23 protein-coding genes and 1 tRNA gene are annotated in these 26,057 nt (G+C 31.0%); 11 read left to right on the top strand and 13 right to left on the bottom strand.

Going from position 1 to position 26,057, the window contains the following annotated elements; genetic code table 11:
- Positions 1–95: 95 nt before the first annotated feature.
- From WA340_RS07195 to WA340_RS07180, 4 genes are all read left to right on the top strand, one after another.
- A complete protein-coding gene (locus WA340_RS07195; protein WP_336128168.1) occupies positions 96–2,504 on the top strand; it encodes an efflux RND transporter permease subunit in 2,409 nt (802 codons plus the stop codon).
- Between the two features lie 36 nt (positions 2,505–2,540).
- Complete coding sequence (gene asnS, locus WA340_RS07190) at positions 2,541–3,971, top strand: asparagine--tRNA ligase (RefSeq protein WP_336128166.1); 1,431 nt, start codon at positions 2,541–2,543, stop codon at positions 3,969–3,971.
- Positions 3,972–4,045: 74 nt separating this feature from the next.
- Entirely contained in the window at positions 4,046–5,506 is a 1,461-nt protein-coding gene (gene rpoN / locus WA340_RS07185) for an RNA polymerase factor sigma-54 (RefSeq protein ID WP_336128165.1), read from the top strand.
- Positions 5,506–6,111, top strand: coding sequence for a hypothetical protein (locus WA340_RS07180; RefSeq protein WP_027879487.1), 606 nt, complete (start codon positions 5,506–5,508; stop codon positions 6,109–6,111). The genes rpoN and WA340_RS07180 overlap by 1 nt, the downstream gene beginning before the upstream one ends.
- A gap of 2 nt (positions 6,112–6,113) precedes the next feature.
- Here the strand turns inward: WA340_RS07180 and WA340_RS07175 are convergent, their stop codons facing one another.
- The 10 genes from WA340_RS07175 to WA340_RS07130 all read right to left on the bottom strand — a co-directional run bounded on the left by WA340_RS07175 (position 6,114) and on the right by WA340_RS07130 (position 12,692).
- Positions 6,114–6,806, bottom strand: coding sequence for a porin family protein (locus WA340_RS07175; RefSeq protein ID WP_336128163.1), 693 nt, complete (start codon positions 6,804–6,806; stop codon positions 6,114–6,116).
- Between the two features lie 86 nt (positions 6,807–6,892).
- Entirely contained in the window at positions 6,893–7,366 is a 474-nt protein-coding gene (locus WA340_RS07170; protein WP_027879489.1) for an ExbD/TolR family protein, read from the bottom strand.
- Between the two features lie 9 nt (positions 7,367–7,375).
- Positions 7,376–7,987 carry an ExbD/TolR family protein gene (locus WA340_RS07165; protein ID WP_336128161.1) on the bottom strand — a complete coding sequence of 204 codons (612 nt, stop codon included), beginning with the start codon at positions 7,985–7,987 and terminating at the stop codon, positions 7,376–7,378.
- 3 nt (positions 7,988–7,990) lie between these two features.
- Positions 7,991–8,422, bottom strand: coding sequence for a hypothetical protein (locus tag WA340_RS07160; RefSeq protein WP_336128159.1), 432 nt, complete (start codon positions 8,420–8,422; stop codon positions 7,991–7,993).
- A gap of 34 nt (positions 8,423–8,456) precedes the next feature.
- Positions 8,457–9,236, bottom strand: coding sequence for a MotA/TolQ/ExbB proton channel family protein (locus tag WA340_RS07155; RefSeq protein ID WP_027879492.1), 780 nt, complete (start codon positions 9,234–9,236; stop codon positions 8,457–8,459).
- Between the two features lie 73 nt (positions 9,237–9,309).
- A tRNA-Ser gene (locus WA340_RS07150) sits at positions 9,310–9,397 on the bottom strand.
- 75 nt (positions 9,398–9,472) lie between these two features.
- Entirely contained in the window at positions 9,473–10,504 is a 1,032-nt protein-coding gene (locus tag WA340_RS07145; protein WP_336128157.1) for an asparaginase, read from the bottom strand.
- Positions 10,505–10,524: 20 nt separating this feature from the next.
- Positions 10,525–11,292 (bottom strand): TatD family hydrolase, encoded by a 768-nt coding sequence (locus WA340_RS07140; protein WP_336128156.1) that lies wholly within the window; start codon positions 11,290–11,292, stop codon positions 10,525–10,527.
- Positions 11,293–11,356: 64 nt separating this feature from the next.
- Positions 11,357–12,106, bottom strand: a complete 750-nt coding sequence (locus tag WA340_RS07135; protein ID WP_336128154.1) for a tetratricopeptide repeat protein — start codon at positions 12,104–12,106, stop codon at positions 11,357–11,359.
- A 4-nt stretch (positions 12,107–12,110) separates the two neighbouring features.
- Positions 12,111–12,692, bottom strand: coding sequence for an RNA polymerase sigma factor (locus WA340_RS07130; protein ID WP_336128152.1), 582 nt, complete (start codon positions 12,690–12,692; stop codon positions 12,111–12,113).
- Positions 12,693–12,830: 138 nt separating this feature from the next.
- Between WA340_RS07130 and WA340_RS07125 the strand changes: the two genes are divergently transcribed.
- From WA340_RS07125 to WA340_RS07100, 6 genes are all read left to right on the top strand, one after another.
- The gene (locus WA340_RS07125; protein ID WP_336128150.1) at positions 12,831–13,271 is read left to right on the top strand and encodes a hypothetical protein; all 441 of its coding nucleotides are present in this window, start codon (positions 12,831–12,833) and stop codon (positions 13,269–13,271) included.
- Between the two features lie 73 nt (positions 13,272–13,344).
- The gene (locus WA340_RS07120) at positions 13,345–14,385 is read left to right on the top strand and encodes a hypothetical protein (RefSeq protein WP_336128149.1); all 1,041 of its coding nucleotides are present in this window, start codon (positions 13,345–13,347) and stop codon (positions 14,383–14,385) included.
- Between the two features lie 105 nt (positions 14,386–14,490).
- Positions 14,491–16,449 carry a PKD domain-containing protein gene (locus WA340_RS07115; protein WP_336128148.1) on the top strand — a complete coding sequence of 653 codons (1,959 nt, stop codon included), beginning with the start codon at positions 14,491–14,493 and terminating at the stop codon, positions 16,447–16,449.
- A gap of 22 nt (positions 16,450–16,471) precedes the next feature.
- Positions 16,472–19,027, top strand: coding sequence for a CHAT domain-containing protein (locus WA340_RS07110; protein ID WP_336128147.1), 2,556 nt, complete (start codon positions 16,472–16,474; stop codon positions 19,025–19,027).
- Positions 19,011–19,463 (top strand): retropepsin-like aspartic protease, encoded by a 453-nt coding sequence (locus WA340_RS07105; RefSeq protein ID WP_106677388.1) that lies wholly within the window; start codon positions 19,011–19,013, stop codon positions 19,461–19,463. The genes WA340_RS07110 and WA340_RS07105 overlap by 17 nt, the downstream gene beginning before the upstream one ends.
- A gap of 39 nt (positions 19,464–19,502) precedes the next feature.
- Positions 19,503–20,144, top strand: coding sequence for a response regulator transcription factor (locus WA340_RS07100; protein ID WP_336128143.1), 642 nt, complete (start codon positions 19,503–19,505; stop codon positions 20,142–20,144).
- 753 nt (positions 20,145–20,897) lie between these two features.
- Here WA340_RS07100 and odhB read toward each other — a convergent pair.
- From odhB to WA340_RS07085, 3 genes are read right to left on the bottom strand one after another with little or no spacing between them, the layout of a single operon-like run.
- Entirely contained in the window at positions 20,898–22,145 is a 1,248-nt protein-coding gene (odhB, locus tag WA340_RS07095) for a 2-oxoglutarate dehydrogenase complex dihydrolipoyllysine-residue succinyltransferase (RefSeq protein ID WP_336128141.1), read from the bottom strand.
- A 33-nt stretch (positions 22,146–22,178) separates the two neighbouring features.
- The gene (locus tag WA340_RS07090) at positions 22,179–22,550 is read right to left on the bottom strand and encodes a DUF3887 domain-containing protein (RefSeq protein WP_027879504.1); all 372 of its coding nucleotides are present in this window, start codon (positions 22,548–22,550) and stop codon (positions 22,179–22,181) included.
- A gap of 18 nt (positions 22,551–22,568) precedes the next feature.
- Positions 22,569–25,325, bottom strand: a complete 2,757-nt coding sequence (locus WA340_RS07085) for a 2-oxoglutarate dehydrogenase E1 component (protein ID WP_336128139.1) — start codon at positions 25,323–25,325, stop codon at positions 22,569–22,571.
- A gap of 116 nt (positions 25,326–25,441) precedes the next feature.
- Here WA340_RS07085 and WA340_RS07080 point away from each other — a divergent pair, with 116 nt between their 5' ends.
- A complete protein-coding gene (locus WA340_RS07080; protein WP_336128137.1) occupies positions 25,442–25,987 on the top strand; it encodes an alpha-ketoglutarate decarboxylase in 546 nt (181 codons plus the stop codon).
- The last annotated feature ends 70 nt before the right edge of the window (positions 25,988–26,057 follow it).

The following is a 26,057-nucleotide window of genomic DNA, read 5'->3' as shown; positions in this document are numbered from 1 at the left end:
ATTTATAAAGCAAACAATATTAAAAACATTTTTAACCTTGATTGCCTAGTAAATACAATGGTTTTACATACCTTTGCATGATTTTTTGAAGCAATATGTTAAAACTTTTTTCAAATAACTTCTGGGATTTTATAGCACGTAAAATTTTGCGTAACAAAATTGGTATTCTATTAGGCATCATTGTCATTACCATTCTATTAAGTACGCAATGGAAATACATGCGTTTTACATACACAGAAGCAAACCTTTTACCAGACGACCACGAAGTAAACATTAAGTACAACGAGTTTTTAAAAGTCTTTGGTGAGGAAGGTAATTTGATTGTTTTAGGTATAAAAGACCCTAAACTTTTTACTGTTGAAAAACTTAATGCATGGAATAACCTATCTGAAAGTTTTAAATCTGCTCCAGAAGTAGAAACTGTAATTTCTATAAAAGATCTTCAAAAACTTGTAAAAGATACAGATAAAGAACAATTTAAATTAGAACCTTTTATAAAAGATTCTATAAAGTCTATTGCTCAAATTGAAACTTTACAAGACGAACTTTTTAATAAATATCCGTTTTACGATAACTTTTTATTTAATAAAAAAAGTAAAACTGTTAGAACTGCTATATATTTAAAAAAAGATATAGTTAATACACCTGCAAGAAAAGATTTTGTTTTAAAGAATCTTGAAGAAAACATTAAAGCATTTGAGGCTACAAATAATATGCAGGTTCGCGTTTCTGGTATGCCATATATTCGTACATTAAATGCTCAAAATATTGTTGACGAGATAAATCTTTTTGTAATAGCTGCTCTTGTTGTTACATCTTTAATTTTCTTTTTATTCTTTAGATCTTTTAGAGCTACTTTAATTTCGTTAGTGGTCGTTTGTATTGGTGTCATGTGGACACTTGGATTTCTGGGAATGCTTAAATACGAAATTACAGTACTTACAGCATTAATACCACCATTAATTATCGTTATTGGTATACCTAACTGTATTTTCTTAATCAATAAATACCAACACGAGGTAAAATCTCATGGTAATAAAGTAAAAAGTTTACAACGTGTTATAACCAAAGTTGGTAACGCCACGTTAATGACTAACGTTACCACTGCATCTGGGTTTGCAACATTTATTTTAACAGAAAGTACGTTATTAAAAGAATTTGGTGTTGTGGCATCGTTAAGTATACTTGCTATTTTCATACTATGTTTGCTTATAATTCCTATAATTTACACCTTTTTACCTTATCCAAAAGAGAGACATTTAGAACATTTAAACAAACGTTGGATTGGTGGCTTTGTAAATTGGATGGAACATATGGTTAGAGAAAAACGTATTACCATTTACATTACGTCCTTAGTGCTTTTAGTGGTTTGTATAATTGGGATTTATCAAATACGTATCTCTGGAAGTTTAATAGAAGACATGCCTAAAAAGGCACAATTTTTTAAAGACATTCGTTTTTTTGAAGAAGAATTTAATGGTATTATGCCATTAGAAATTATGGTAGACACCAAACGTAAAAAAGGCGTTATGAAGCTGTCTACTTTAAAACGCATGGATAAAATTGAAGAGTTTATTGTAGAAACTCCAGAATTATCAAAACCAATTTCAGTTGTAGATTTAGTTAAATACTCAAAACAAGCATACTACAACGGAAATCCAAAATACTATCAATTACCTACTAGTCAAGAAAACAGCTTTATTTTAAGCTATGCTAAAAATTCGTCATCAGACGTAGATTTACTTTCAAATTTTGTAGATAGTACAGGTCAATATGCACGCATTACCACCTTTATGAAAGATATTGGTACTGATAGAATGGAGCGTATTCAAGAAAATTTACAAGAAAAAATAGATAACACTTTCCCTAAAGAACGTTACAATGTAACTATGACTGGTAAAGCGTTGGTATTTCAAAAAGGGACAAAATACTTAGTAAAAAATCTAGCCATTTCATTAAGCTTAGCCATTTTATTAATCTCATTATTTATGGCATATATGTTTCGTTCATTTAGAATGATTATTGTATCGTTAATTCCTAACCTTTTACCTTTAGTAGTAACAGCAGGTTTAATGGGCTATCTAGGCGTACCAATAAAACCATCTACAATCTTAGTATTTAGTATTGCATTTGGTATATCTGTGGACGATACCATTCACTTTTTAGCAAAATATAGACAAGAGTTACAAGCCAATAACTGGAAAATTAAAAAGTCGGTTTATGGCGCTTTACGCGAAACTGGCGTTAGTATGTTTTATACATCTATAGTGCTATTTTTCGGATTTTCAGTATTTATCATTTCTAGTTTTGGTGGTACCGTTGCACTTGGTGCTTTAGTATCCGTAACGCTATTATTTGCTATGCTATCTAACTTACTATTGTTACCATCATTACTACTTTCTTTAGAAAGAAATATTGCCAATAAAGAAGTATTAAAAAAACCTGCAATAAATATTATTCCTGAAGAAGATAATGACGAGACATCTATTTCTGATAAGGAATAAATAAAAAACTCTATTTTTGAATTAAAATTTTTTAAAATGAATCAATATACAGTCGCTACATTATTAGAAGAAACTAAATTTCAAGAAGTACATATAAAAGGTTGGGTACGTACCTTTAGAGCAAATCGTTTTATAGCTTTAAACGACGGGTCTACAATTAATAATATACAATGTGTAGTTGATTTTGAAAATACAGATGAAAACATCTTAAAACGCATTACAACTGGTGCTGCTGTTGCCATTACTGGAGATTTAGTAGAAAGTCAAGGTAAAGGCCAAAAAGTAGAGATTGCTGTAACTAATATTGAAATTTTAGGAGATTCTGATCCAGAAACTTACCCTATTCAACCTAAAAAACACACGTTTGAGTTTTTAAGAGAAAATGCACATTTACGCACAAGAACAAACACATTTAGTGCAGTGATGCGTTTAAGGTCTGCATTATCTTTTGCTATTCATAAATATTTTAATGACAACGGATTTTACTACATGCACACACCAATAATTACAGGAAGTGATGCAGAAGGTGCAGGAGAAATGTTTCGCGTAAGCGCATTAGACCCTAAAAATCCACCATTAACAGAAGACGGAGATGTAGATTATAAAGAAGACTTTTTTGGTAAAGAAACTAACCTAACAGTTTCTGGTCAATTAGAAGCCGAAACTTACGCCATGTCTTTAGGTAAAGTGTACACGTTTGGACCAACATTTAGAGCCGAAAACTCTAACACCTCACGTCACTTAGCAGAGTTTTGGATGATTGAGCCTGAAGTTGCTTTTATGGATCTTGCAGGTAACATGGATTTGGCAGAAGATTTTATGAAAAGCGTTATCACTTACGTTTTAGAAAATTGCCAAGACGATTTACAGTTTTTAGACGACCGTTTATTTAACGAAGAAAAAACAAAACCACAAGCAGAACGTAGCGATATGCGCCTAATAGAAAAATTAAAGTTTGTAACAGAAAACAACTTTAAACGCGTAAGCTATACAGAAGCAATAGATATTTTACGTAACAGTAAACCAAACAAGAAGAAAAAATTTAAATATATTATAGAAGAATGGGGCGCAGATTTACAATCTGAGCACGAACGTTTTTTAGTTGAAAAACACTTTAAATGTCCTGTAATTTTATTTGATTATCCTGCAAATATCAAAGCGTTTTACATGCGTTTAAATGAAGACGGAAAAACGGTAAGAGCAATGGATATTTTATTCCCTGGTATTGGAGAGATTGTTGGAGGATCACAACGTGAAGAGCGTTTAGACGTTTTAAAAGAAAAAATGTCTGCGTTAGATATTCCAGAAGAAGAATTATGGTGGTACTTAGACTTACGTAAATATGGTACTGCAGTACACTCTGGATTTGGTTTAGGGTTTGAGCGTTTAGTTATGTTTGCAACAGGTATGACAAACATTAGAGACGTTATTCCTTATCCAAGAACACCTCAAAACGCAGAGTTTTAAATAAATCATAATCCTACAACTATTTAAATTCTTGTAGGATTTTTTTATTATTTTTATAATTCATCATAATCTTTATGCTTAAACAATATTTACAGTTCAAATTATCGCAAAAATTGTCTCCGCAACAAATTCAATTAATGAAATTGATACAGTTGCCTACACAAGCTTTTGAACAACGTTTAAAGCAAGAATTAGAAGAAAATCCAGCACTAGAAACTGGTAAAGAAGAAAGAAAAGACGATTTTGATGATAATTTTGACAACAGTCAAGATGATTATGAAGATAACGATAAGATTGAAGCAGAAGATATTAATGTTGATGATTATTTAAGTGATGACGAGATACCAGATTATCGTACAAGCGCAAATAATTACAGTGCAGATGATGACGAAAAAAGTGTCCCTTATGCATCAGGAACAACATTTACCCAACATTTAATAAATCAATTAAACACGTTTAGACTATCTGACGAAGAACGAGATATTGCAGAATTTTTAGTTGGAAGTGTAGACGAAAGCGGTTACATAAGAAGAAGCTTATCAGATATTGTAGACGACTTAGCCTTTACACAAAGCATTTATACGGATGAGGAAAAAGTAGAAAATATACTTAAAAAAGTACAACAATTAGATCCTGCTGGTGTTGCAGCAAGAAGTCTACAAGAATGTCTAAGTATTCAATTACATCGTAAAGAAAAACATCCAGATATTGAGCTTGCAATTAAAATTATAGATCAAGCTTTTGAAAAATTTACAAAAAAGCATTACAAAAAATTAATGCAAAAGTTTGATGTCAATGAAGAGCAATTAAAAGAAGCTATACACGAAATTGAACGTCTTAACCCTAAACCTGGCGGTTCTTACGCTGGAAATAATCGTATTGTAGAGCATGTTGTACCAGATTTTGCTATAAAAATAGTTGATGGAGAGTTAGAGCTTACTTTAAACGGTCGTAATGCTCCAGAGCTTCATGTATCTAGAGAATACAATAACATGCTTAAAGGCTACAAAGAGTCTAAAGATAAAAGCAAACAGCAAAAAGATGCAGTGTTATTTATAAAACAAAAATTAGATGCTGCAAAATGGTTTATAGAAGCTATAAAACAGCGTCAACAAACACTTTTTGTTACGATGAGTGCAATAATGCATTATCAAAAAGAATACTTTTTAACTGGTGACGAGCGTAAGCTAAAACCAATGATTTTAAAAGACATTGCTGACGAGATTGATATGGATGTTTCTACAGTCTCACGCGTTGCAAATAGTAAATATGTAGATACACCTTATGGTACCAAATTGATTAAAGAATTTTTCTCAGAATCTATGACTAATGATCAAGGTGAAGAAGTATCTACTAGAGAAATTAAAAAAATATTAGAAACTGTTATTGAAGAAGAAGACAAGAAAAAACCTTTAACAGATGCAGCTTTATCTAAAATTTTAAAAGAAAAAGGATACCCTATAGCAAGACGTACTGTAGCAAAATATAGAGAACAGCTTGATATACCTGTAGCAAGGTTAAGAAAGACCATTTAATGAAGTGGTTAATAAAAAGCATATCATTTATATTTCATCCTATTGTAATGCCTTTAATTGCGGTAGTGTTTTACTTTCATAAAACACCAAGGTTTATACCAGAACAATGGGTTGATGCTAAAATTATTTCCCTTACTATTCTTTCTGTATTTTTACCTATATTAATTTATTATTTATTAAAAACCTTAGGAAAAGCTGAAAGTATTTACCTTAAAAGTACAGAAGAAAGAATTTTTCCTTTACTAATTAATATCTTTATAATAGGTTTAATTATATACCGTGTATTTCCATCGTATCAAATAATAGAATTATATTACTTCTTTATTGGTGTATTAATCTCTAATATTACCGCTTTAGTTTTAAACATAACTAAATTTAAAGTTAGTTTACACATGACTGCTGTTGGTGGTGTTTTTATGTTTTTTATTGGATTTGCTATTCACTTTAGCAAAAATATAAATGGCACATTAGCACTAATGGCTATTATTACAGGCGCTATTGCTACTTCTAGGCTATATTTAAAAGCTCATACTCTTAAAGAACTTATAATAGGCTTAATGATAGGCGCTATACCACAAATTATAGTAGAAAATTATTGGCTATAAATTTAAAGAATATAAAACATCAAACCTATTTTGATATCAGTCATATCAATAGGATTATTATTGACATTACTATTGTCAAAAATTGGATTTAATCCGTAGTATAAATGAAAATTCCAAGTACTATAACCTGCACTTAAGGTTAACCCATATTGAAGCGTATTAAAGCTATCTATTTGCTTTATTCTTATGTTTTCAGGCTCTCCTTGGTACTTAGAAGAGTTAGAAAAAACATAACCAAATTTAACACCCGTATAAATTCTCCAGAAATTATATTCTTTTGCTGTAGATGTTCTCCATCTAAACTCGATCGGTAATTCAACTATTGAAGTGTAAAACTTATTTTTAGAGTAATTAACATCATCATTAATTACAGAAAAATTTATCTCCTTATTATTTTCAGAAATTAAAAGATTTTGGTTATAACTATTAAAAGATAAACCTAAACCAACTCCTATAGCTTTGTTTCGTTTTTTATTAATTGGCATATCCCTTATAAAACCGAAGTGAAACCCGCTTGAAAATTTATTTTGATTAACTCCATTGGGTTTATTGTTTAGTAGGTTATAAGTAACACCTAAATAAAACTGATCTTCTCTATAAAGCGAATCTGTTACGTTAGGAAATGGAGACTCTTCTTCTTGGGCCAAAAGAGACGTATAACTAAGTATAAAAAATAATATTAACCTAAACTTCATTTTTAAAACTAATAAGTATAAAGGTATAAAAAACAAAAGGTGTTTTGAAAATCAAAACACCTTTTGTTATAAAATTAAGAGTATTCTTATTTAAGTGCACTACCTTTTTTAGTAGTGTAATTAATTTTAAGTTGTCCAGCTTTACGTAAAGCTTGTTCTATATCAGAAACTAATCCCATATTTGTTGATTTATCTACTTTTAAAGCAGTAATTAACTTAGGAATTTCTTCTTCACGTTTACTAGCACGTTCTGCAGCAACAAAAACACCTATATCGTTTATATCGGCAAGTTTGTCATTTAACTGAATTCTTGCTTCTGTACCATATCTGTCTTTATAACTGTCACTAGGTGGACCTGCATAAATAAACATGATTAAGTTTTTCTGACCTAATTTTTCAGTATCTGCAGCAGACGGCAAATTGTTTTTTATCTTCAAACTACTGTCTCTCATTACGGTTGCTACCATGAAAAAGAATAATAGCATGAATACAATATCCGGTAAAGATGCTGTAGAAATTGCTGGTAGCTCATTACTACCTTTCTTTTTAAATTTTGACATAGTTTTTAATTAAAATTGTGGTTCTGCTTTAGATATGATTCTAGGATATTTTTTCTTAATATTCTCTATCTTATCTTTTAGTTTCTCGCTTTTAAACTCTGAAGACTTAGAGTCATCATAAGCTGCTTCCATTTCTTTAAAAGAACGGTTGTAAAGCTTTTGAGCTAATTTTTCTCTTAACTCAGAATAAGCGCTTACTAATTGATCATAAACCGTTATAAACGTCTCATAATCTGTAGCTCTAGAGTGCGTTATCGAAATAATCGCTTTTGTAGGATGATCTGATGATTCTGGATTACGTTCTCCACTACAATAATCACATCTCTCTCCTTCTGCGCTTTGCCCGCCTCCGTTATCAATAAACTTTAATGCAGCAGCTTTAAGATCTTTAATTTCCATTAAATCTCCTTCAACCAACATCTGGTTGTTTTTGTTAAGCTCAACTGTAAAGATATTCTTCTGTTTAATTTTAACTTCTGGTGGCGGAATATCTGGTGGTAACTTAGAGTTAATACCAGAATCCACTTCTATAGTTGTTGTAACTAAGAAGAATATTAATAATAAGAAGGCAATGTCAGCCATAGAGCCTGCATTAACTTCTGGTGCTGATCTTTTTGCCATAATTTATTTTATTAATTTTTTGATACCTGAGAATAACATTGCTCCTGCTGCAGTTAGTATTAACACATAAAATGCGATTAATCCTGCTCCAACCATATGAGATTCTCCTTCTGTAGCTGGGTTACCTCCGTACTTGTAAACCATTGTATCTCCTCCTGATACAGCATAAGATACAATTAGCACTGCTAAGAATGCTCCTGCACCTATTAACGTATTTTTTAGAGATCCAGTATTTGAAAATAAATTTTTAAATACAAAAATGATTACTGATAAAAGGATAATAAAAAGTACTATGTATGCTACATAAGACATGTAGTCTACAACAGCATTATCTCCCGCTTTAATAGCTTCGTCTCCTGTTGCTAAAATACCAATTAATAAACCTATACCAGCTAAACTCAATACTAAAGCAACTATTTTTAAAATCTTGTGCATAATCTTTAATTTTTAAAGTTAGTAATTGAGTGAATTATTTCTTGTACTTAGATAACATATCGATTAAGGTGATAGAAGAATCTTCCATATCATTAACGATGCTATCAATTTTTGCAATAATATAGTTATAGAAAATTTGTAAGATAATTGCTACGATAAGACCAAATACAGTAGTTAATAAGGCTACTTTAATACCTCCTGCTACTAATGATGGTTGCATATCTCCAGCTGCTTCAATTTTATCAAAAGCTTGGATCATACCAATTACCGTACCCATGAATCCTAACATTGGTGCTAATGCAATAAATAAAGAAATCCAAGAAACGTTTTTCTCTAATTGTCCCATTTGTACTCCTCCGTAAGCTACTACTGCTTTTTCTGCAGCTTCTAAGTCTCCATCTGCTCTATCTAAACCTTGGTAAAAGATAGAAGCAACAGGTCCTTTTGTATTACGACAAACTTCTTTTGCAGCTTCAATTCCTCCAGATTGTAAAGCGTCTTCTACATCTTGAGTTAATTTTTTAGAATTTGTAGTAGATAAGTTTAAAAAGATAATTCTTTCAATAGCAATTGCTAAACCAAGAATTAAACATAATAATACAATCCCCATAAATCCTGGTCCACCTTCTATAAAACGTTTTTTAAGTTCTTGGTGGAATCCTAATTCTTCAGCTGGCGCATCTGCAGCTTCATTAGAATCTTCTTGAGTTAAGACTACAGTTGTTGCAGTTGTCATTGCAGCATTTGCAGTTGCGTTAGCTGTTCCGAAAGCCATAATACATGCTATAGCTAGGATAGAAAATAATCTTTTCATTTTGTTCTTCTTAATTTTATTAGTTAAAGTGTTAAAGATATAAAAATTTATGTAATCTGAAATAAAAACTACGCAGAGAGGAAGGGATTCGAACCCTCGATACGCTATTAACATATACACACTTTCCAGGCGTGCGCCTTAAACCACTCGGCCACCTCTCTGTAATTACTTATTTGTTCTTACAGCTCGGCAAATAACAAAAAAATATTCTAAAGCTGAAATTTTAGACGTTAATTTTAGGTCATTTCACCTCTTAAGGACGTTTCAAATATGGTTTTGAATAAGTTAGGAGAAATATTTTGCCCCAATAAATACATCATTTTTACTAAAGCAGCTTCTGTAGTAATGTCTTTTCCAGAGATTAAACCTATTCTTTTAAGGTTTTCGCTAGTTTCGTATCTTCCCATAATTACACTTCCTCCAGAACATTGGGTAACATTAACTATATGTATTCCTTTTTTTGTGGTTTCTCTTAATAAATCTAAAAACCATGGTTCTGTAGAGCAGTTTCCTGCCCCATAAGTTTCTAATATGACACCTTTTAACCCTTCACTTTTAAAAATTGACTCTAAAATTTGTTTTGTGATACCTGGGAATAGTTTTACAAGCGCAATATTTTCATCTAAATTTTTATGTACAATTAAGTCTTTTCTTGGGTTTGGCTTCCACAAGTATTCATTATTAATTTTAAGATGTACACCGCTTTCTGCTAAATCTGGATAATTTAAGCTTGCAAAAGCTTCAAAATGTTCTGCGTTGATTTTTGTAGTTCGGTTGGCACGATACAATTTATATTCAAAATACAAACACACTTCTTTAATTATGGGTTTGTTATAGTATTGAAGCGATGCTATTTGAATTGATGTAATTAAATTTTCTTTAGCATCTGTACGTAAATCTCCTATTGGCAATTGTGATCCAGTAAAAATAACTGGTTTTGCTAAATGTTCTAACATAAAACTTAAAGCTGATGCTGTATAGCTCATGGTATCACTACCATGAAGCACGACAAAACCATCAAAAGCTTCGTAATTGTTTTCAATAATTTCAGCAATTTGCGTCCAATATTTTGGCTGCATGTTACTAGAATCTATTGGATCTTTAAAAGATGTGGTTTCTATATTACAATCTAACAGTTTTAATTCCGGAATGCGTTTAAGAAGATTATTAAAATCGAAAGCTCGTAACGCTCCAGTTTCTGGGTCTTTTATCATACCGATAGTTCCTCCGGTGTAGATTAAAAGTATGTTAGGTATGGTTTTAGTCATTTCGATTTATGATTTTTAGATTAAATCCCAAAAACGTCTTTTGAATTTTTTGTAGTAATCTCAGCTATTTTTTCTTCTGAAACTTGATAAATATCTGATAATTTTTCTAATACTTTGGTGATATAGCTACTTTCATTACGCTTACCTCTAAATGGTGTTGGCGCTAAATAAGGCGCATCGGTTTCTAAAACGATATGCTTTAATTCGATTTGATTTAAAAACTGATCTATTTTTCCGTTTTTAAACGTTGCTACGCCACCAATTCCTAACTTCATATTATAGCTAATCGCTTGTTTTGCTTGTTCCAAATCACCTGTAAAGCAATGAAAAATACCGTATAAATTATCTCCTTTTTCTTCTTCTAAAATTTCAAACACCTCATCAAATGCATCACGACAATGGATTACTATTGGTAACTCGTGCTGTTTTGCCAATTGTATTTGCTGTCTAAAGGCATCTTGCTGAATTGGCAATGTGGATTTGTCCCAATATAAATCTATTCCTATTTCGCCAATTGCATAAAACTTGTGCTTATCCAACATGTCTACTACATGCTCTATTTCTTCATTATAATTATCTTTTACATGTGTTGGATGTAAACCTGTCATTAAAAACACATTGTTAGGATAATCTTTTTCTAAAGCTAACATGCCTTCTGAGTAAGTGCTATCTATTGCTGGCACAAAAAAACGTGTCACTCCTGCGTCTAAAGCACGTTGCATCATTTGATCTCTGTCTTCGTCAAAAGCTTCGCTATATAAATGTGTATGGGTATCTGTAATTATCATGTTGCAAAAGTAAAAAAGTCATCTTGTTTAAGATGACTTTTTAAGGCTTATTTAAAATTGATTTTTAATCTAGCTTATTGAGTAATTTTTGTGCTTGCTTATAATCTTCGGCGTCTTCAGGAATGTTTTTTAATATATTTTTACAAGCTTCTAAATTATCTTGTTTTAATTTGCTTAAGGCTAAATACCACATCGCTTTATTTTTATAGATTGAATTACCTTTTGATATTGCTTTTAATAATTCATCTGCTTCATTAAATTGATTGGTTTCTATTAAGGTAATACTTTTATAAAGTTGAACTTCAGTATTATTAAAATCTTCTTCTAAAATTTGATTAAAAAGCAACTCTGCCTCTTCGTAGTTTTTAGTATTAAATGCAGTTTCAGCTTCTTTTAATAGCGCATCATTATCGCCTCTTACCGTTAAACTGATTTGATCATAATTAGCAAAATCTGAATAACTTGGATCACTTGAAAATTGATTAAACACAAAAAAACCAAGTAACAACGCAACACTTGCAGCTATTGCAAACTTGTAAAAACCAGATGTTTTTTTCACGTTTACTTCTTCTTGTTGCGCATTTAGTTTTGAAAAATAATTATGAGATATGCTATCTAAATTAGCTCTAAAATCCATTGTTTTTTCTTCGTTACCAATTTCGTGATCTAAGTGCGCAGAAATATCTTTATATATACTAAAAGACTGCTTAAAAGCTTTGTCAGTTTCTAATCTAGTTTCAAAAGCATTTGTAGCATTTTCATCTAAATTTCCTGATAAATAGTCTTCAAAAAGGATGTAATCTTGTTCTTCCATAACATTAATAATTTAGCTGATTAAACGTTGGCGACTCTTGTACCATTTTTGTTAGCTGTCCTATACATAAAGATTTTTTCTTTCGTGCATAAGCGTAACTTACATTAAGACTTGCTGCGACTTCTTCCATAGATTTTATTTTAAAAGTTGCATTTAATAAGTCTTTACAAGCTTTTCCTAATTGGTCAAACATTTGATTAAATAGGTTTTGCTTGTTTTCAAAAATGGACGTTTCAAATACAAATTGAGCTGCGTCGTCATCTTTAGATAACACCTCTTCGTTAATTGTTACCTCCTTATTATTAATTTTTTTTAAAGTATTTAACCATTTACGCTTACACAACAAAAAAAAGTACGCATCAAAAGGGCAAGTTAATTGTAGATTTTTTTGTGTGGCTTGGTTATAAATGGTAATAATGGTGTCTTGCACTACATCTTGCGCGTACTCTTCGTCACCACTATTTTGCTTTACATAGTTAATTACTTTAGGCACAAACTTGTCATATATAGTCTGTATGATAAAGGAATTATTATTGACCAATCCATCTATATACTTCTGGTCTTCGTGTACTTTTTTATTACTCATAAACCCTTTGTTTTAAACGAATTTAAAAAAAGTTGAACAAAATAGGGTAACAATTTTTAAATGGATTTGATATAAAGGTGAATAAGCCAAAAAGGCAACACAACTTAAAACGAAACAACAATTTAAAAATTAGAAATTATGAAACGTACAATTTTAATTATCGCAACAGTAGTATTTGGATTATTAAACCTTAACGCTACAACAGTAATAACAGAACCTAACAGTGTAACAACTGCAACAATGACCAAAGACGATTTAGTAAAAGTCTATGATTGGTATGTAAAAACAACTACTGGTGAATTTAGAGGCACAGCAAAAACATTATTTGACGCTAAAAGACGCGCCAATTTAGTTGGACAAAACGAAGTAGTCTTAGAACAAAAAATCAGCAACTATTTCATTTTAAAAAGTGAATTAAATAAAAAAGAAAGCAGACTGTACTTCTGGGAAGTAAAAAGCGAAAAAGCTGAAGCTAAAGGATTTTCAACTTCAGAAGTTTCAGCAAAAAAGATGATTCAATTAGTTGCAAAAGGAGACGTGATCTCTTATAAAATCATTGCAAGTAAACAATTAAAATAAAAAAAGTAAAAAACAGGGTAACAAAATCCTTACCCTGTTTATATAAACGTGTAACACATAAAAATTAGAAATCATGAAAATTACAACAAAATTTCACGAACACTTAAACAATAATAAGTACGTGAGTAAAACTTTAATTAACACAAAACAAATTTTAGGATCTTTATTATTAACTACATTATTATTTAGTAGTTGTAAAACAACAGACGACAACGATTTACCACCGTTTGAACCAAATCCAGCAACTGCACAAGAGTTTAAAAACATTAAAGATGAAGCGTTAGCAGATATTACTCAAAACTTCAGTTTTAATTCTGATGATGGTTACATCACATTAACTTCAGAAAACGGTGTGCAATTAGGAATAAACGGAGACTGTTTAACCCTTAACGGAAACGAAATTACAGGTAACGTAGACATTGAGTATGTTGAAATTTTTGAAAAAGGAAATATGCTTACCACTAACAAACCTACAATGGGTAGAATGCCTAATGGTGATAAAGCTATGCTTTTAACTGGTGGCGAATTTTTTATCGAAGCGACTCAAAACGGTCAAATTTTAGATACAAACTGTGCATTTAACTTATCAATACCAGCAAGTTTAACTGGTGGAGCAGACCCAGAAATGGTACTTTGGGAAGGTACAATTGATGAAGATGATAATTTAACTTGGGATGAAGTTGAAGATGCAACTGGACAAGGTGGCGTTTTTGTAGAAGGTGGACAATATTATGCCTTTTTAAACAACTTTGGATGGTCTAACGTAGATCGTTTTTATAGTGATCCTAGACCAAAAACTCAAATTCAAGTACAAGCTCCGGTAGGTTATAACCACACAAACAGCGCTGTATATTTATCTTATGATGGTGAAGATACAGGTCTTGCAGCCTTAGACACTTATGATGGCGAACTAAATTTATTTAGTGAGCATTATGGACAAATCCCAATTGGTTTAGAGTGTCATGTTATTTTTGTAACCGAAGATAATGGTCAATGGAGGTATGCTATCAAAGCAGTTACTATTGCAGAAAATGATATAATCACATTTACTTTTGAAGACACTTCAGTAACCACAGAAGCTAGTTTAATTTCAATCATAAATGCGCTACCATAATCAATTTTCCTACTTAGCAAAAACCAGAAATTTACGTTTCTGGTTTTTGTGTTTTACCAAATCAAAATAATTATTGTTACATTTAATTACTTAATTCACAGAGTCATGAAACATTTAATTGCTATAATCCTTACTGTCTTTGCTGTTGTTTTGTGCTATTCTCAAGAAAATATTGCAAAAGACACCACGCAACGCATAGCCACAATAGAGCATAAATTTGAAGGAAATCAAGTAAAATTCACACCAAACGCACCAGAATTAAACCAAATTGCTGGAGCACCTAAAGCGTTTTATACTAATTACTGGGAATTTGGTGATGGCACTTACAGCAAAGAAAACAATCCGACAAAAACCTATAAAAAGTCAGGTGAATACGAAGTCCGCTTATGGGCAACCAACAATTATGATACTGGTAAAACTCCAACCTCAAGACCTAAAAAAATTAAGGTCACAAATGTAGATGAAAGCTATAATGAGGAAGCTAGTATGATCACAAATTTTGATTTACAACGTAATCGCGAGCCTGTTCCAGAAGAAGAATTTGTCGTTATTGTTAAATACAAAAACACAAAGGATTATGTCACCAATGGTAAAGTTTTTCTGTTTTATAACGAAAAACAATTTAAAGCAGACAATTTTGAAATTGCAGAAAGCAGAATGTATCATAATGAAAATGAAATTAGTACCGAAGATTTAGTATTCACCTCAAAATTAGATACCGATAATTATTACGCATCCGCGGAAAACAAAATACTTAAACTACAATCAAAACTTCAAGACTCTACCGAAAAGCAAAACCTACCATTAACCTTAGAAGAATCTAAAGCTAAATACAACAACAATACTGCGTTTACCTTTAAAAACATGCAACCAAACGAAGAGCGCAACGTATTTTACACCATAAAAACTACGCCAGAAATGATTAAAGATACTAGCGCTATTGTTAGTGTTAGAGGCATTTACGTACCAGATGAAAATTACGATAATCACAACGTCAAAGACATGGAAATGGAAATAGTCACTTCTCATGATCCAAACAAAATGTCTACCAGTGCGTTTTTAATGAATTATAGATTGGTGCGTTTTAAAAAGCCAAAATTTAAAATCAAATTTCAAAATAATGGCGAAGGACCTGCAAGAACAATTCGTTTAGAAACTGATATTCCAGAGATTTTTGACAAATCCACTATTGAGGTTTTAGACATGTATCCTAAAGTGAAAATTTGCCCAAAATATGATGTAGAATACAGTTGTTTAGATACTACGTATACGCAAAAACAAGCCATTTTCACCTTTAAAAATATTTATTTACCTGGTAGCGAGCAAAAAAATGTCAAAGAATACGACTCGACAAAAGGGTTTGTAAAATACAGAATTAAGTTTGGCAAAAACTTTCATAAAATTAAAACCAAATCAAGAACAGCAATCATTTTTGATAAAAACGAACCTATAATTACCAATTACTCTACCACTCGGTTTATGCCTGGTATTTCTATTGGTGCAAAAGCGGGTTATAATTACTTTTTTGATTTAGACAATTCAAAAAGTTATTTTGTTGGTGCAACACTTTCACCTTACAAATCGTATCGCTTTTATTGGCAAGTAGAGTTATTAAATAGTTTGCATGAGTTTGATGGCAGCACTCAAATTTCAGAACAATTTACAGGTAATGGTACTGCAGGAGAATCATTTTTTAGACGCACAACAACATCTACAAGCTATAACAATATAGATTGGGAACTTCCTGTTTTATTAAGGTATAACGTCAATAATTACATTGGTTTAGGTGCAGGTTTACAAGGAATGATTTCGGTAAGTCAAAAAGAAAGTACAACAACAACCATAGAAGATTACGAAAACATAAATACAGTTCCTGGCGCATTAATTAGTAGCGAAACTATATCTACTGAAAACAAAACATCTTTCACCAATTTTAGAAGTGGTTTTTTAGTTGAAGCTACAGCTGGTTTTGCTAGAATTGGACCTAGTATTGGTGCTAGATATGTTTTCAATTTTAAAGACAATTATAACTATATGCAGTTTTATGCGATTTGGAAATTTTAATAAAAAACCAATTAATTTATAAATGAAATACAGCCTCATATTTCTTCTTTTATTTTCCTTTTCTACTACTTTTTCCCAAGATTTAGAAGAAGCTATTTATGTGGCTACAGAAAATTTTAATGCTAATAGAACTGCTGAAAGTTTTTCAACTTTACTAAAAAAAGAAACAGATTTTAGACCAAAAATCAAAACTATTGACCAGCAGTTAGCGTATTTCTTTTTATTGATTAATAAAGGACATTATTTAGACAATATAAACAAACAACCACAAGCTATTTTGGCTTATCAAACTGCTTGGAATATTTACAACAAACACCAATTAAGCACTATTACAGACTATGATATAATAGACTATTGTCTAAAACCATTAGGTATTTTATATAATAAAGTTGGCGATTACACCAATGCAGAAAACACCATAAAACAATACATTTTTATCGCTGAAAAAAACAAAAACAACTCACAACGCATTGCTGGCGCCATCAATTTAGCGCAATTATATTTTACAGCAGGAAAATTTGATGAAGCCATAAAAGTTTCAGAAAATGGACTTCAAATTACTGGCTTAACTTCTTCCAAAAAAGAAAAATTTTTAGCCATAAAAAACAACAGTCAGATTGCTTTAAACAAATCTGAAGTCACTACCATAAAAACCAAAAACCCAGAAGTTAAATATAATCTAGCCCTAAAAAACAAAGACTACAAACAGGCATTATTGCACTTACGCGAAATAATTACAGAGGAATATAGTAAGCCTGAATTCTCAGCTAGAGCTATTGCCAAATTACACGTGCTTAATGCGCAACTTCATTTAAAATTAGACCATAAAAATGCTTGTGTTTTAGAGCTTAAAAATGCTTTAAACGTATTATTACCAAATCATGACGCAAATATCTTACCCAAATACGAAGATTTATATGCAGAAAATACGTTTATTGATATTTTTGATTTACTTGGCAATATTCAAATTAGCAGTATAAATGCTTTAGATTGTTACGACCGTAGTTTTTATGTCTCCAATTTATTAACAGAAAATATTACTTCTCAAGAAGCAAAATTGCGTCATGCAGATAAAAACAGAAAACGAAGTGAGGCTTGTATAGCCATACTTTATCAAGATTTTAAAACCTTAAAAACGCCAAATATTATTGTAAAAGCTTTGGCTTATGCCGAAAAAAATAAAGGATCAATTTTAAAAGAAACTATTGCTAAAAAAAGTCTTTTACAACTTCACCCAAATGACACTTTATTATTAAGAGAACAAGTTTTATTAACGAAACAAGCAGATTTAACCAATCAACTTATAAAAGCTGAATTTGAAAAAAATTCTGAAACAGTTAACGATTTAGGCTATAAATTATCCAAAATAAGCAACGACTTAAAAGTTCTAAAAAACAAAATTGATTTAAGTTACCCCAACGATAAAAATGAAAACTTTATTGATGATTTAAAACAAAAACTAAAAAAAGAAAAAGCGTCTTTAGTCGAATACTTTTATGGTGAAAATGATATTTACACCTTCATCATTTCAGATAAATCTTTGCAGTTTTTTAAATTAAAAAGAGACAAATCTTTTGATGCTTCAATTTCTAATTATATAGGTTATTTTAATTCGCCAAACGCTATAAACAATGATGTATCTAAGTTTACAACAGATGCATTTAACATGTATCAACAATTAAAATTAAATCGTGTAAAAGCTTCTAATAACCTTATAGTGATACCAGATGGTTTTTTAAATTTTATTCCTTTTGAAAGTTTGATTTCAAAAGAAACAAAGACAACCAATTATAGTAAAATGCCTTTTTTAATAAAAAAACAATGCATTGTTTATAACACAAGCGCAGAAATATTCTTAAAAGGAAAGAAACCAGAATTTGATGATCATGTATTAGGAATATTTCCTGTGTTTAAAAACACTAAAAAGGCTTTAACTTTTTCTGAAGACGAAGCCAAAAGTATAGATCAATTTACAAATGCCAAGTTTTTAATGTATACTAATGCGACTAAAAAAGACGCTTTTATACAAGCGGATAATTATGGGATTTTACATTTTTCTACACATGCAGATGCAGGAAGTTTTACTGTACCAGCAAATATTGAGTTTGCAGACGACAATTTGTACTTAAATGAATTATACACTAAACAGTTAGACAATAATTTAGTGGTTTTAAGTGCATGTGAAACTGGCATTGGAAAGTTAAGCAAAGGCGAAGGAAGTATGAGTTTAGCTAGAGGGTTTCAATATGCAGGCATTGATCAATTAGTGTTTTCTCTTTGGAAAGTAAATGACAAATCTACGTCTCAAATTATGCATAACTTTTACAAAAACTATAACAAATTTGAATCTGTAGCTATAGCAAATCAAAAATCTAAACAGCAATATTTAGATGATAAGTCAATAACTAACGCCAAAAAATCGCCTTATTATTGGAGTGCTTTTGTCTATTATGGGACAACAACGATTAAAGGAAAATCATCTATATTAATTTACTTACTTTTTACTTTTATTGGTTTAGCTATTACATTACTTTTATGGTCTGTTATTAGAAAACAAAAACATGGAAGACAAGCTTAAAGATTTTTTATTAGGACAAGATTATGTTCGTGTAAAGTTAAAACTTACTAAAACTAATCACTTTGAAATTAAAGCTACCATAAACGGAGTTAAAGGATTGTTTATTCTTGATACTGGTGCTTCTAATAGCTGTGTAGGATTTGAAGCTGCAGAAAAATTTGACTTAAAAAAAGTTAAAGATTCCAAAATATTAGCTGCAGGTGCGGGAGCAATAGATATGGCTACTCAAATATCAAAAAAAAATAAAATAAAAATTGGACGACTTAAGATAGACAAAGTATCTCTTGTTCTATTTGATTTAAGTCATGTAAATATAGCTTTAACAAATCATAACTCTAAACCTGTTGATGGAATTATCGGTGCAGATATTTTAAAAAAAATAAAAGCTATTATAGACTATAACAAAAAATATCTTTACCTGAAGAAGTTTAAGTAAACATTTTTTATAACTTTAAATTAACTAAATCTACAATAAATGAGTGTTTCTATTGTCATAGCAGATGACCATCCTTTAATGTTAAGAGGTTTATCCGATTATATTTCTTCAAAAGGATTTAATATAATAGGTAGTGCAGAAGACGGAAAAACAGCCTACAACCATATTATAAAACTTAAGCCAGATTTAGCGCTTTTAGATATAAGAATGCCAGGTATGACTGGACTAGAAGTTGCAAAAGCATGTTATAAAAACAATTTACCTACAAAGGTAATACTTATAACTTTTGATAATGAAGAACACCTTTTTGATCAAGCTAAAGAATATAATGTCTACGGTTATATACTAAAAGAATTTGCTATAGAAGAAATTGAACAATGCATAAACAGCGCTTTAAAAGGTGAACCTTATTTTAGCCAAGAAATTGCTTCTTATTTAAATTCTAAAATTAATTATTCTAGCAAAAATCTAAATAAACTTTTAACACCGACAGAATTAAAAATTTTAAAATTAGTTTCTAATGAAATGTCAAGCTTAGAAATCTCTGAAACACTTAACTCTTCAATAAGAACAGTAGAAAAACACAGAAGTAATATCGTAAAAAAACTAGATTTAAAAGCTTCTCAAAATGCATTAGCTATCTGGGCACAATTAAATCGAGAATTTATAAAAAATACGTAGTACTACGTATTTTATAAGTCTTAAATATGATTTACTTTAGCTACGCTATTAATCATATTTCTTTATTAAGAGAAACTATATTAACCCAAAGTAAAAAATTTACTTTGGGTTTTTTGTTTATAGTGTTTTTCGTTAAGTTTTCGTAAATATACGTAGACCTACGTATTTCACAGTACATATATATGTATTACTTTAGCATTGCTATTAATCAATTTTGGGAAAACTGAAAAAGGCTCTAAACCACTTAACCAAGGTTTGGGCCTTTTTTATTTAAAAAGGTTTTCGTAATGTTTTCGTAAATACATGTAGACCTACGTGTTTTGTAAGAATTTTATATCACATAATTTAGCCTCGCTATTAAAATCAATTTTGGTAGAATTGATTAAAAGCCCTATTCAAGCCTCTTTGTTTGGGACTTTTCTATTTATATAGACAAATTAAAGGTTTCGTAAAAGTTTCGTTAAAATACGTAGAACTACGTATTTTATATATAAAACTTACCACTTATCTTTACCATGCTATTAATTAGTTCTTAGGGAGAATTATTTATTAAACTCTACATCAATCCTGGTGTAGGGTTTTACTTTAAATCAAAAAAAATGAGCTCAAGCAGGTCAAAATATGGCAATATATTTATCTTTTGCATTATACTATTGGCAGTTGCAGTAGTTGCTTTTAATTTATATTACCTTTAGATAATAAAAAAAGAGCTACTAAATAGTAGCTCTTTTTTTATTTATATTAATTACTTTATTAAAGTTCTAAAGCTTTTTTAATATCATTATCCATTAATAACTCAGAAGGGTTTTCTAATGCTTCTTTTACAGCTACTAAGAAACCAACACTTTCTTTACCATCAATTATTCTGTGATCGTAAGATAAGGCAACATACATCATTGGATGAATTTCTACTTTTCCATCTACAGCAATTGGACGCTCTATAATGTTGTGCATACCTAAAATACCACTTTGAGGCGGGTTAATGATTGGTGTAGATAACATACTTCCAAATACACCTCCGTTAGAAATTGTAAATGTACCACCAGTCATTTCGTCTACAGTAATTTGTCCATCTCTTGCTCTTAAAGCAAGTCTTTTAACTTCAGACTCTACACCTCTAAAAGATAGATTTTCTGCATTTCTAATTACAGGCACCATTAATCCTTTAGGACCAGATACTGCTATACTAACATCTACAAAGTCGTAAGAAATCATTTCTTTACCATCTATCATAGAGTTAACAGCTGGATACATTTTTAATGCTCTTACAACTGCTAATGTAAAGAAAGACATAAACCCTAAACTAACGCCGTGTTTAGATTTAAATTCTTCTTTGTATTGTTTACGTAATTCAAAAATTGGTGTCATGTTAACTTCATTAAAAGTAGTTAACATCGCTGTCGTGTTTTTAGCTTCTACCAAACGTTCTGCTACTTTACGACGTAACATAGACATTTTGCTACGAGATTGCCCTCTATTTCCTCCTGTTGGAGTACCCATAGATGGAACTGCTTTTACTGCATCATCTTTTGTAACACGACCATCTTTACCTGTACCTTGCACAGCACTTGCTTCGATACCTTTTTCTGCTAAAATTTTCTTTGCAGCAGGACTTGCTGTACCAGATGCATAAGTTTCTTTTGCTGGGTTTGGTGCTTTTTCTTCTGTATTAGGTGTAGATTTTTGATCTTGTGCTACATCTTTTTCTGCATTACTATTTCCACCTTCGTCACCTCCTTTAAAGGTTGTACTTTCTGGCGCTTCTGCACTAGTATCGATTAAACAAACAACTTGTCCTACCTCTACAGCGTCTCCTTCTTCAGCTTTTAAGGTAATAATACCACTTGCTTCTGCTGGTAGTTCTAAGGTAGCTTTATCGCTATCTACCTCTGCAATTGCTTGGTCTTTTTCTACATAATCACCATCTTGAACTAACCATTCTGCTATTTCAACTTCTGTGATTGATTCGCCTGGAGAAGGCACTTTCATTTCTAAAATCATTGTGATATAATTTTATGCTTGTGTTTTGTTTTATTATTTTTTACTTAGCTGGAATCCTTTGATTTTGTTTTCTTCATCTAGAAGAAAAAATGCTTCGCCAGTTCCGTTTTCAAATGTTACTATATAAGTATGTCCTGTTCGTACTATATCTTTTAACTCTCTACTTTTTATTTTACCTAAAGCTTCAGCATTAATTTCATTTTTAAAAAAAGTATTTACTTTTTCTAAAGTAAACGTTTTTTTAAAATTATCGTCTAACATGTTATAAATAGCTCTGTAATTATCATTATTGTAATGTTTTGTAAAGACATCTACAGTCGTTTTATAATTGGTCTTTTCTGTATCTTGAGAAAATCCTATTGCAAAACTTAACATAGCTACAATTAATACTATTCCTTTTTTCATCTTTATTGATTTAAAAGCTTATCGCTGGTTATTTTTTGTTTTGTCAAAAACGAAATCTATGACTTCTTTATGACGTTTTTTAGATCTTACAGAACTTCCTGCTGCTGGTGCACCGTAAGGTCTTCTTGATGCTGCTCTAAAGTTTTTAGCTTCTTCTAAGTGCATCATCATATGCATGTATGCGCCCATGTTTCTTGGTTCTTCTTGTGCCCAAACCACATCTTCTACATGCTTATATTTATCTAAAATTTCTCTTATTTTTTCTACAGGTAACGGGAACAACTGTTCTATCCTTACTATAGCTACATCATTTCGGTTTAGATTTTCTCTTTCTTCATCTAAATCGTAATAGAACTTTCCTGTTACAAATACTAATGTTTTTACATCTTCGGTTTTTACTGAAGTATCTTCGATTACCATCTGGAAACTTCCGTTAGCAAACTCTTCTACTGTACTGACACATTTAGGATGACGTAACAAACTTTTTGGTGTAAACACTATTAATGGTTTACGGTAATTAGATAACATTTGACGTCTTAACAAATGGAACATATTTGCAGGTGTAGTACAATCGGCAACAAACATATTGTCTTTTGCACATAATTGTAAATATCGTTCCATACGAGCTGAGGAGTGCTCTGCTCCTTGACCTTCATAACCATGAGGTAAAAGCATTACTAGTCCGTTTTGTGTTTTCCATTTATCTTCTCCTGAAGATATATATTGGTCTAACATGATTTGCGCTCCGTTACTAAAGTCTCCAAACTGAGCTTCCCATATGGTTAATGTTTTTGGGCTAGCCATAGCATAACCATAGTCGAAACCTACAACGCCATATTCTGATAATAATGAGTTATAAATATAAAAATGACCTTGATTATTATCTAAATTATTTAGTAATACTATTTCTTCTTCGCTATCTTCTACTTTTACAACTGCATGTCTGTGAGAGAAAGTACCACGCTCTACATCTTGTCCTGTTATGCGTACATCGTAACCTTCGGTTAGTAAAGTACCATAAGCTAAATGCTCTGCCATAGCCCAATCTAACTTGTTCTCGTCAAACATGGTTTGTCTAGATTGGATTAATCTTTCTATTTTTCTGATAAACTTTTTATCTTCTGGCAAGTTTGATATTACTTTGGTAATATCTGCAAGTTTCTCTTTACTTGTTGTTGTATCTACAGTTTGCATCATTACTTTTTCGTCAACACGCACAAAATCTTTCCACGTGTCTTCCATAAATGGAGTAATGTTTGTCTTATCTTCTTTTCTAGAATCTTCTAATTTTTCTTCTAGTTTGTTTTTATAATCTGTCTCTAATTGCTTTACGTAATCTTTATCTATAACTCCGCTTTTAATTAGCTTCTCTGCATAGATATCTCTAGGATTTGCATGCTTTGCAATTGCTTTATATAGTTTTGGTTGGGTAAATCTAGGTTCGTCTCCTTCGTTATGCCCATATTTTCTATAACCTAATAGATCTATAAATACATCTCTATTAAATTTCATTCTAAAATCTAAAGCAAATAGCATAGCGTGTACTACAGCTTCTGCATCGTCTGCATTAACGTGTAATACTGGCGACAAGGTTACCTTACCTACATCTGTACAATAGGTGCTAGATCTTGCGTCTAGATAATTTGTTGTAAATCCTACTTGGTTATTTACAACAACATGTATAGTTCCGTTTGTTTTGTAACCCTCTAATTGAGCCATTTGAACAATCTCGTAAACTAAACCTTGACCTGCAATTGCTGCATCACCATGTACTACAATTGGTAATACTTTACTAAAGTTATCTTTATGTTTTTGATCTTGTTTTGCTCTAGATATACCTTCTACCACTGCTCCTACTGTTTCTAGATGCGAAGGGTTAGGTGCTATACTTAAATTTATTTTTTTTCCTGTATCTGTACTACGTTGACTTGTCCAACCCAAATGATATTTAACATCTCCGTCAAAAACTTCTTCTTCATAATCTTTACCATCGAACTCGCTAAAAATATCTTTTGCAGATTTACCAAAGATATTTGTTAGGGTACTTAAACGACCTCTGTGTGCCATACCCATTACAAACTCTTCTACGCCTAGCTCTGCTGCTTTTTCTATTACTGCATCTAATGCAGGGATTAACGATTCTCCTCCTTCTAAAGAGAAACGTTTTTGCCCAACGTATTTAGTGTGCAAAAAGGTTTCGAAAGATACAGCTTCGTTTAACTTTTTTAGAATATGCTTTTTTTGATTGGCAGTAAAACTTGGTTGATTATCGTTTATGTTTAACTTATTTTGTATCCATTTAATTTCTTCTGGCTGACGTATATACATATATTCAATACCAATAGAATCACAATAAATACTATCTAAGTGTTTTAAAATTTCTCTTAAAGATTGTGTACCTATACCTAAAATTTCACCTGCATTAAACTGGGTATCTAGGTCTGCTTCAGACAAACCAAAATTTGCTAGTTCTAATGTTGGCGCGTATTTTCTACGCTCTCTAACTGGATTGGTTTTAGTAAAAAGATGACCTCTAGTACGGTAACCATCTATTAAATTTACTACCTGAAATTCTTTTTGAAGATGCTCTGGTATTTGTGCCGAGACACCTTCTACAATTTCTCCTTTCATTCCATAGTTTTCACTTCCAAAGTCATAACCTTGAAAAAATGCTCTCCAACTTGGCTCTACAGAGTCAGGGTTTTTTAAATATTGATCGTATAATTCAGCAAAGTATGCTGTATGTGCTGCGTTTAAAAAGGAATATTTATCCATTATTATGTGTAAGTCGTGTTCGCTTCAACAAAATTTTATCAAAAATACAACTTTTACCAAATATAGCGATGGTTTTATTATATTTATAACGTTTACATTTAACTAAATTGATAATTATGAAAAATATCCACTTAAAACAACTTGATTTTAAATTATTGCTAATATTTAGTGTGTTTTTTACGAGTTTATCATTTTGTCAAGGAAATTTAACAAAAAACAAAAGTGATTTCTGGGAAAACGTAAGATTTGGTGGCGGTTTTGGCTTAAGTACTGGCGATGGTTTTTTTAGTGCCACTTTAGCACCTAATGCAATCTACCAATTTAATAGTAAATACGGATTAGGTGTTGGCTTAAATGGGACGTATAATAGACAAAAAAATGTTTATAAATCTACAATTTTTGGAGGTAGCGTTATTGGAATTTATAATCCTATAAATGAAATACAACTTTCTACTGAATTTGAAGCTTTAAATGTTAATAGAAAGTTTGAAGGTAACTCTTCTGATAATCTAGATAATAATTATTGGTATCCTGCTCTTTTTGTAGGTGCTGGTTACCGTACAAACAACATTACTTTTGGTATTAGATACGATGTACTTTATGACAAATACAAAAGTATTTATGCAGATGCTTGGATGCCTTTTGTTAGGGTATTATTTTAAAAAAATAAAAAAATCTTTAGACATATAATCTAACCTCTTTGTATTTAAATGAAGAGGTTTTTTCTTTAGC

It is taken from the genome of Mesoflavibacter sp. CH_XMU1422-2, from assembly GCF_037029245.1.
In the GTDB taxonomy this organism is placed as follows: Bacteria; Bacteroidota; Bacteroidia; order Flavobacteriales; family Flavobacteriaceae; genus Mesoflavibacter; species Mesoflavibacter zeaxanthinifaciens.
This window is presented reverse-complemented; position numbering and strand designations above follow the sequence as displayed.

Bases quoted from the DNA above. Each gene is read 5' to 3' on its own strand.
- WA340_RS07125 (WP_336128150.1), top strand. From the start codon at position 12,831: ATGAAACGTACAATTTTAATTATCGCAACAGTAGTATTTGGATTATTA.
- WA340_RS07170 (WP_027879489.1), bottom strand. From the start codon at position 7,366: ATGTCAAAATTTAAAAAGAAAGGTAGTAATGAGCTACCAGCAATTTCT.
- WA340_RS07090 (WP_027879504.1), bottom strand. From the start codon at position 22,550: ATGAAAAAAGGAATAGTATTAATTGTAGCTATGTTAAGTTTTGCAATA.
- WA340_RS07145 (WP_336128157.1), bottom strand. From the start codon at position 10,504: ATGACTAAAACCATACCTAACATACTTTTAATCTACACCGGAGGAACT.
- WA340_RS07130 (WP_336128152.1), bottom strand. From the start codon at position 12,692: ATGAGTAATAAAAAAGTACACGAAGACCAGAAGTATATAGATGGATTG.
- WA340_RS07080 (WP_336128137.1), top strand. From the start codon at position 25,442: ATGAAAAATATCCACTTAAAACAACTTGATTTTAAATTATTGCTAATA.
- WA340_RS07160 (WP_336128159.1), bottom strand. From the start codon at position 8,422: ATGCACAAGATTTTAAAAATAGTTGCTTTAGTATTGAGTTTAGCTGGT.
- rpoN (WP_336128165.1), top strand. From the start codon at position 4,046: ATGCTTAAACAATATTTACAGTTCAAATTATCGCAAAAATTGTCTCCG.
- WA340_RS07140 (WP_336128156.1), bottom strand. From the start codon at position 11,292: ATGATAATTACAGATACCCATACACATTTATATAGCGAAGCTTTTGAC.
- WA340_RS07105 (WP_106677388.1), top strand. From the start codon at position 19,011: ATGGAAGACAAGCTTAAAGATTTTTTATTAGGACAAGATTATGTTCGT.
- asnS (WP_336128166.1), top strand. From the start codon at position 2,541: ATGAATCAATATACAGTCGCTACATTATTAGAAGAAACTAAATTTCAA.
- WA340_RS07195 (WP_336128168.1), top strand. From the start codon at position 96: ATGTTAAAACTTTTTTCAAATAACTTCTGGGATTTTATAGCACGTAAA.
- odhB (WP_336128141.1), bottom strand. From the start codon at position 22,145: ATGATTTTAGAAATGAAAGTGCCTTCTCCAGGCGAATCAATCACAGAA.
- WA340_RS07155 (WP_027879492.1), bottom strand. From the start codon at position 9,236: ATGAAAAGATTATTTTCTATCCTAGCTATAGCATGTATTATGGCTTTC.
- WA340_RS07135 (WP_336128154.1), bottom strand. From the start codon at position 12,106: ATGGAAGAACAAGATTACATCCTTTTTGAAGACTATTTATCAGGAAAT.
- WA340_RS07175 (WP_336128163.1), bottom strand. From the start codon at position 6,806: ATGAAGTTTAGGTTAATATTATTTTTTATACTTAGTTATACGTCTCTT.
- WA340_RS07180 (WP_027879487.1), top strand. From the start codon at position 5,506: ATGAAGTGGTTAATAAAAAGCATATCATTTATATTTCATCCTATTGTA.
- WA340_RS07085 (WP_336128139.1), bottom strand. From the start codon at position 25,325: ATGGATAAATATTCCTTTTTAAACGCAGCACATACAGCATACTTTGCT.
- WA340_RS07165 (WP_336128161.1), bottom strand. From the start codon at position 7,987: ATGGCAAAAAGATCAGCACCAGAAGTTAATGCAGGCTCTATGGCTGAC.
- WA340_RS07115 (WP_336128148.1), top strand. From the start codon at position 14,491: ATGAAACATTTAATTGCTATAATCCTTACTGTCTTTGCTGTTGTTTTG.
- WA340_RS07110 (WP_336128147.1), top strand. From the start codon at position 16,472: ATGAAATACAGCCTCATATTTCTTCTTTTATTTTCCTTTTCTACTACT.
- WA340_RS07120 (WP_336128149.1), top strand. From the start codon at position 13,345: ATGAAAATTACAACAAAATTTCACGAACACTTAAACAATAATAAGTAC.
- WA340_RS07100 (WP_336128143.1), top strand. From the start codon at position 19,503: ATGAGTGTTTCTATTGTCATAGCAGATGACCATCCTTTAATGTTAAGA.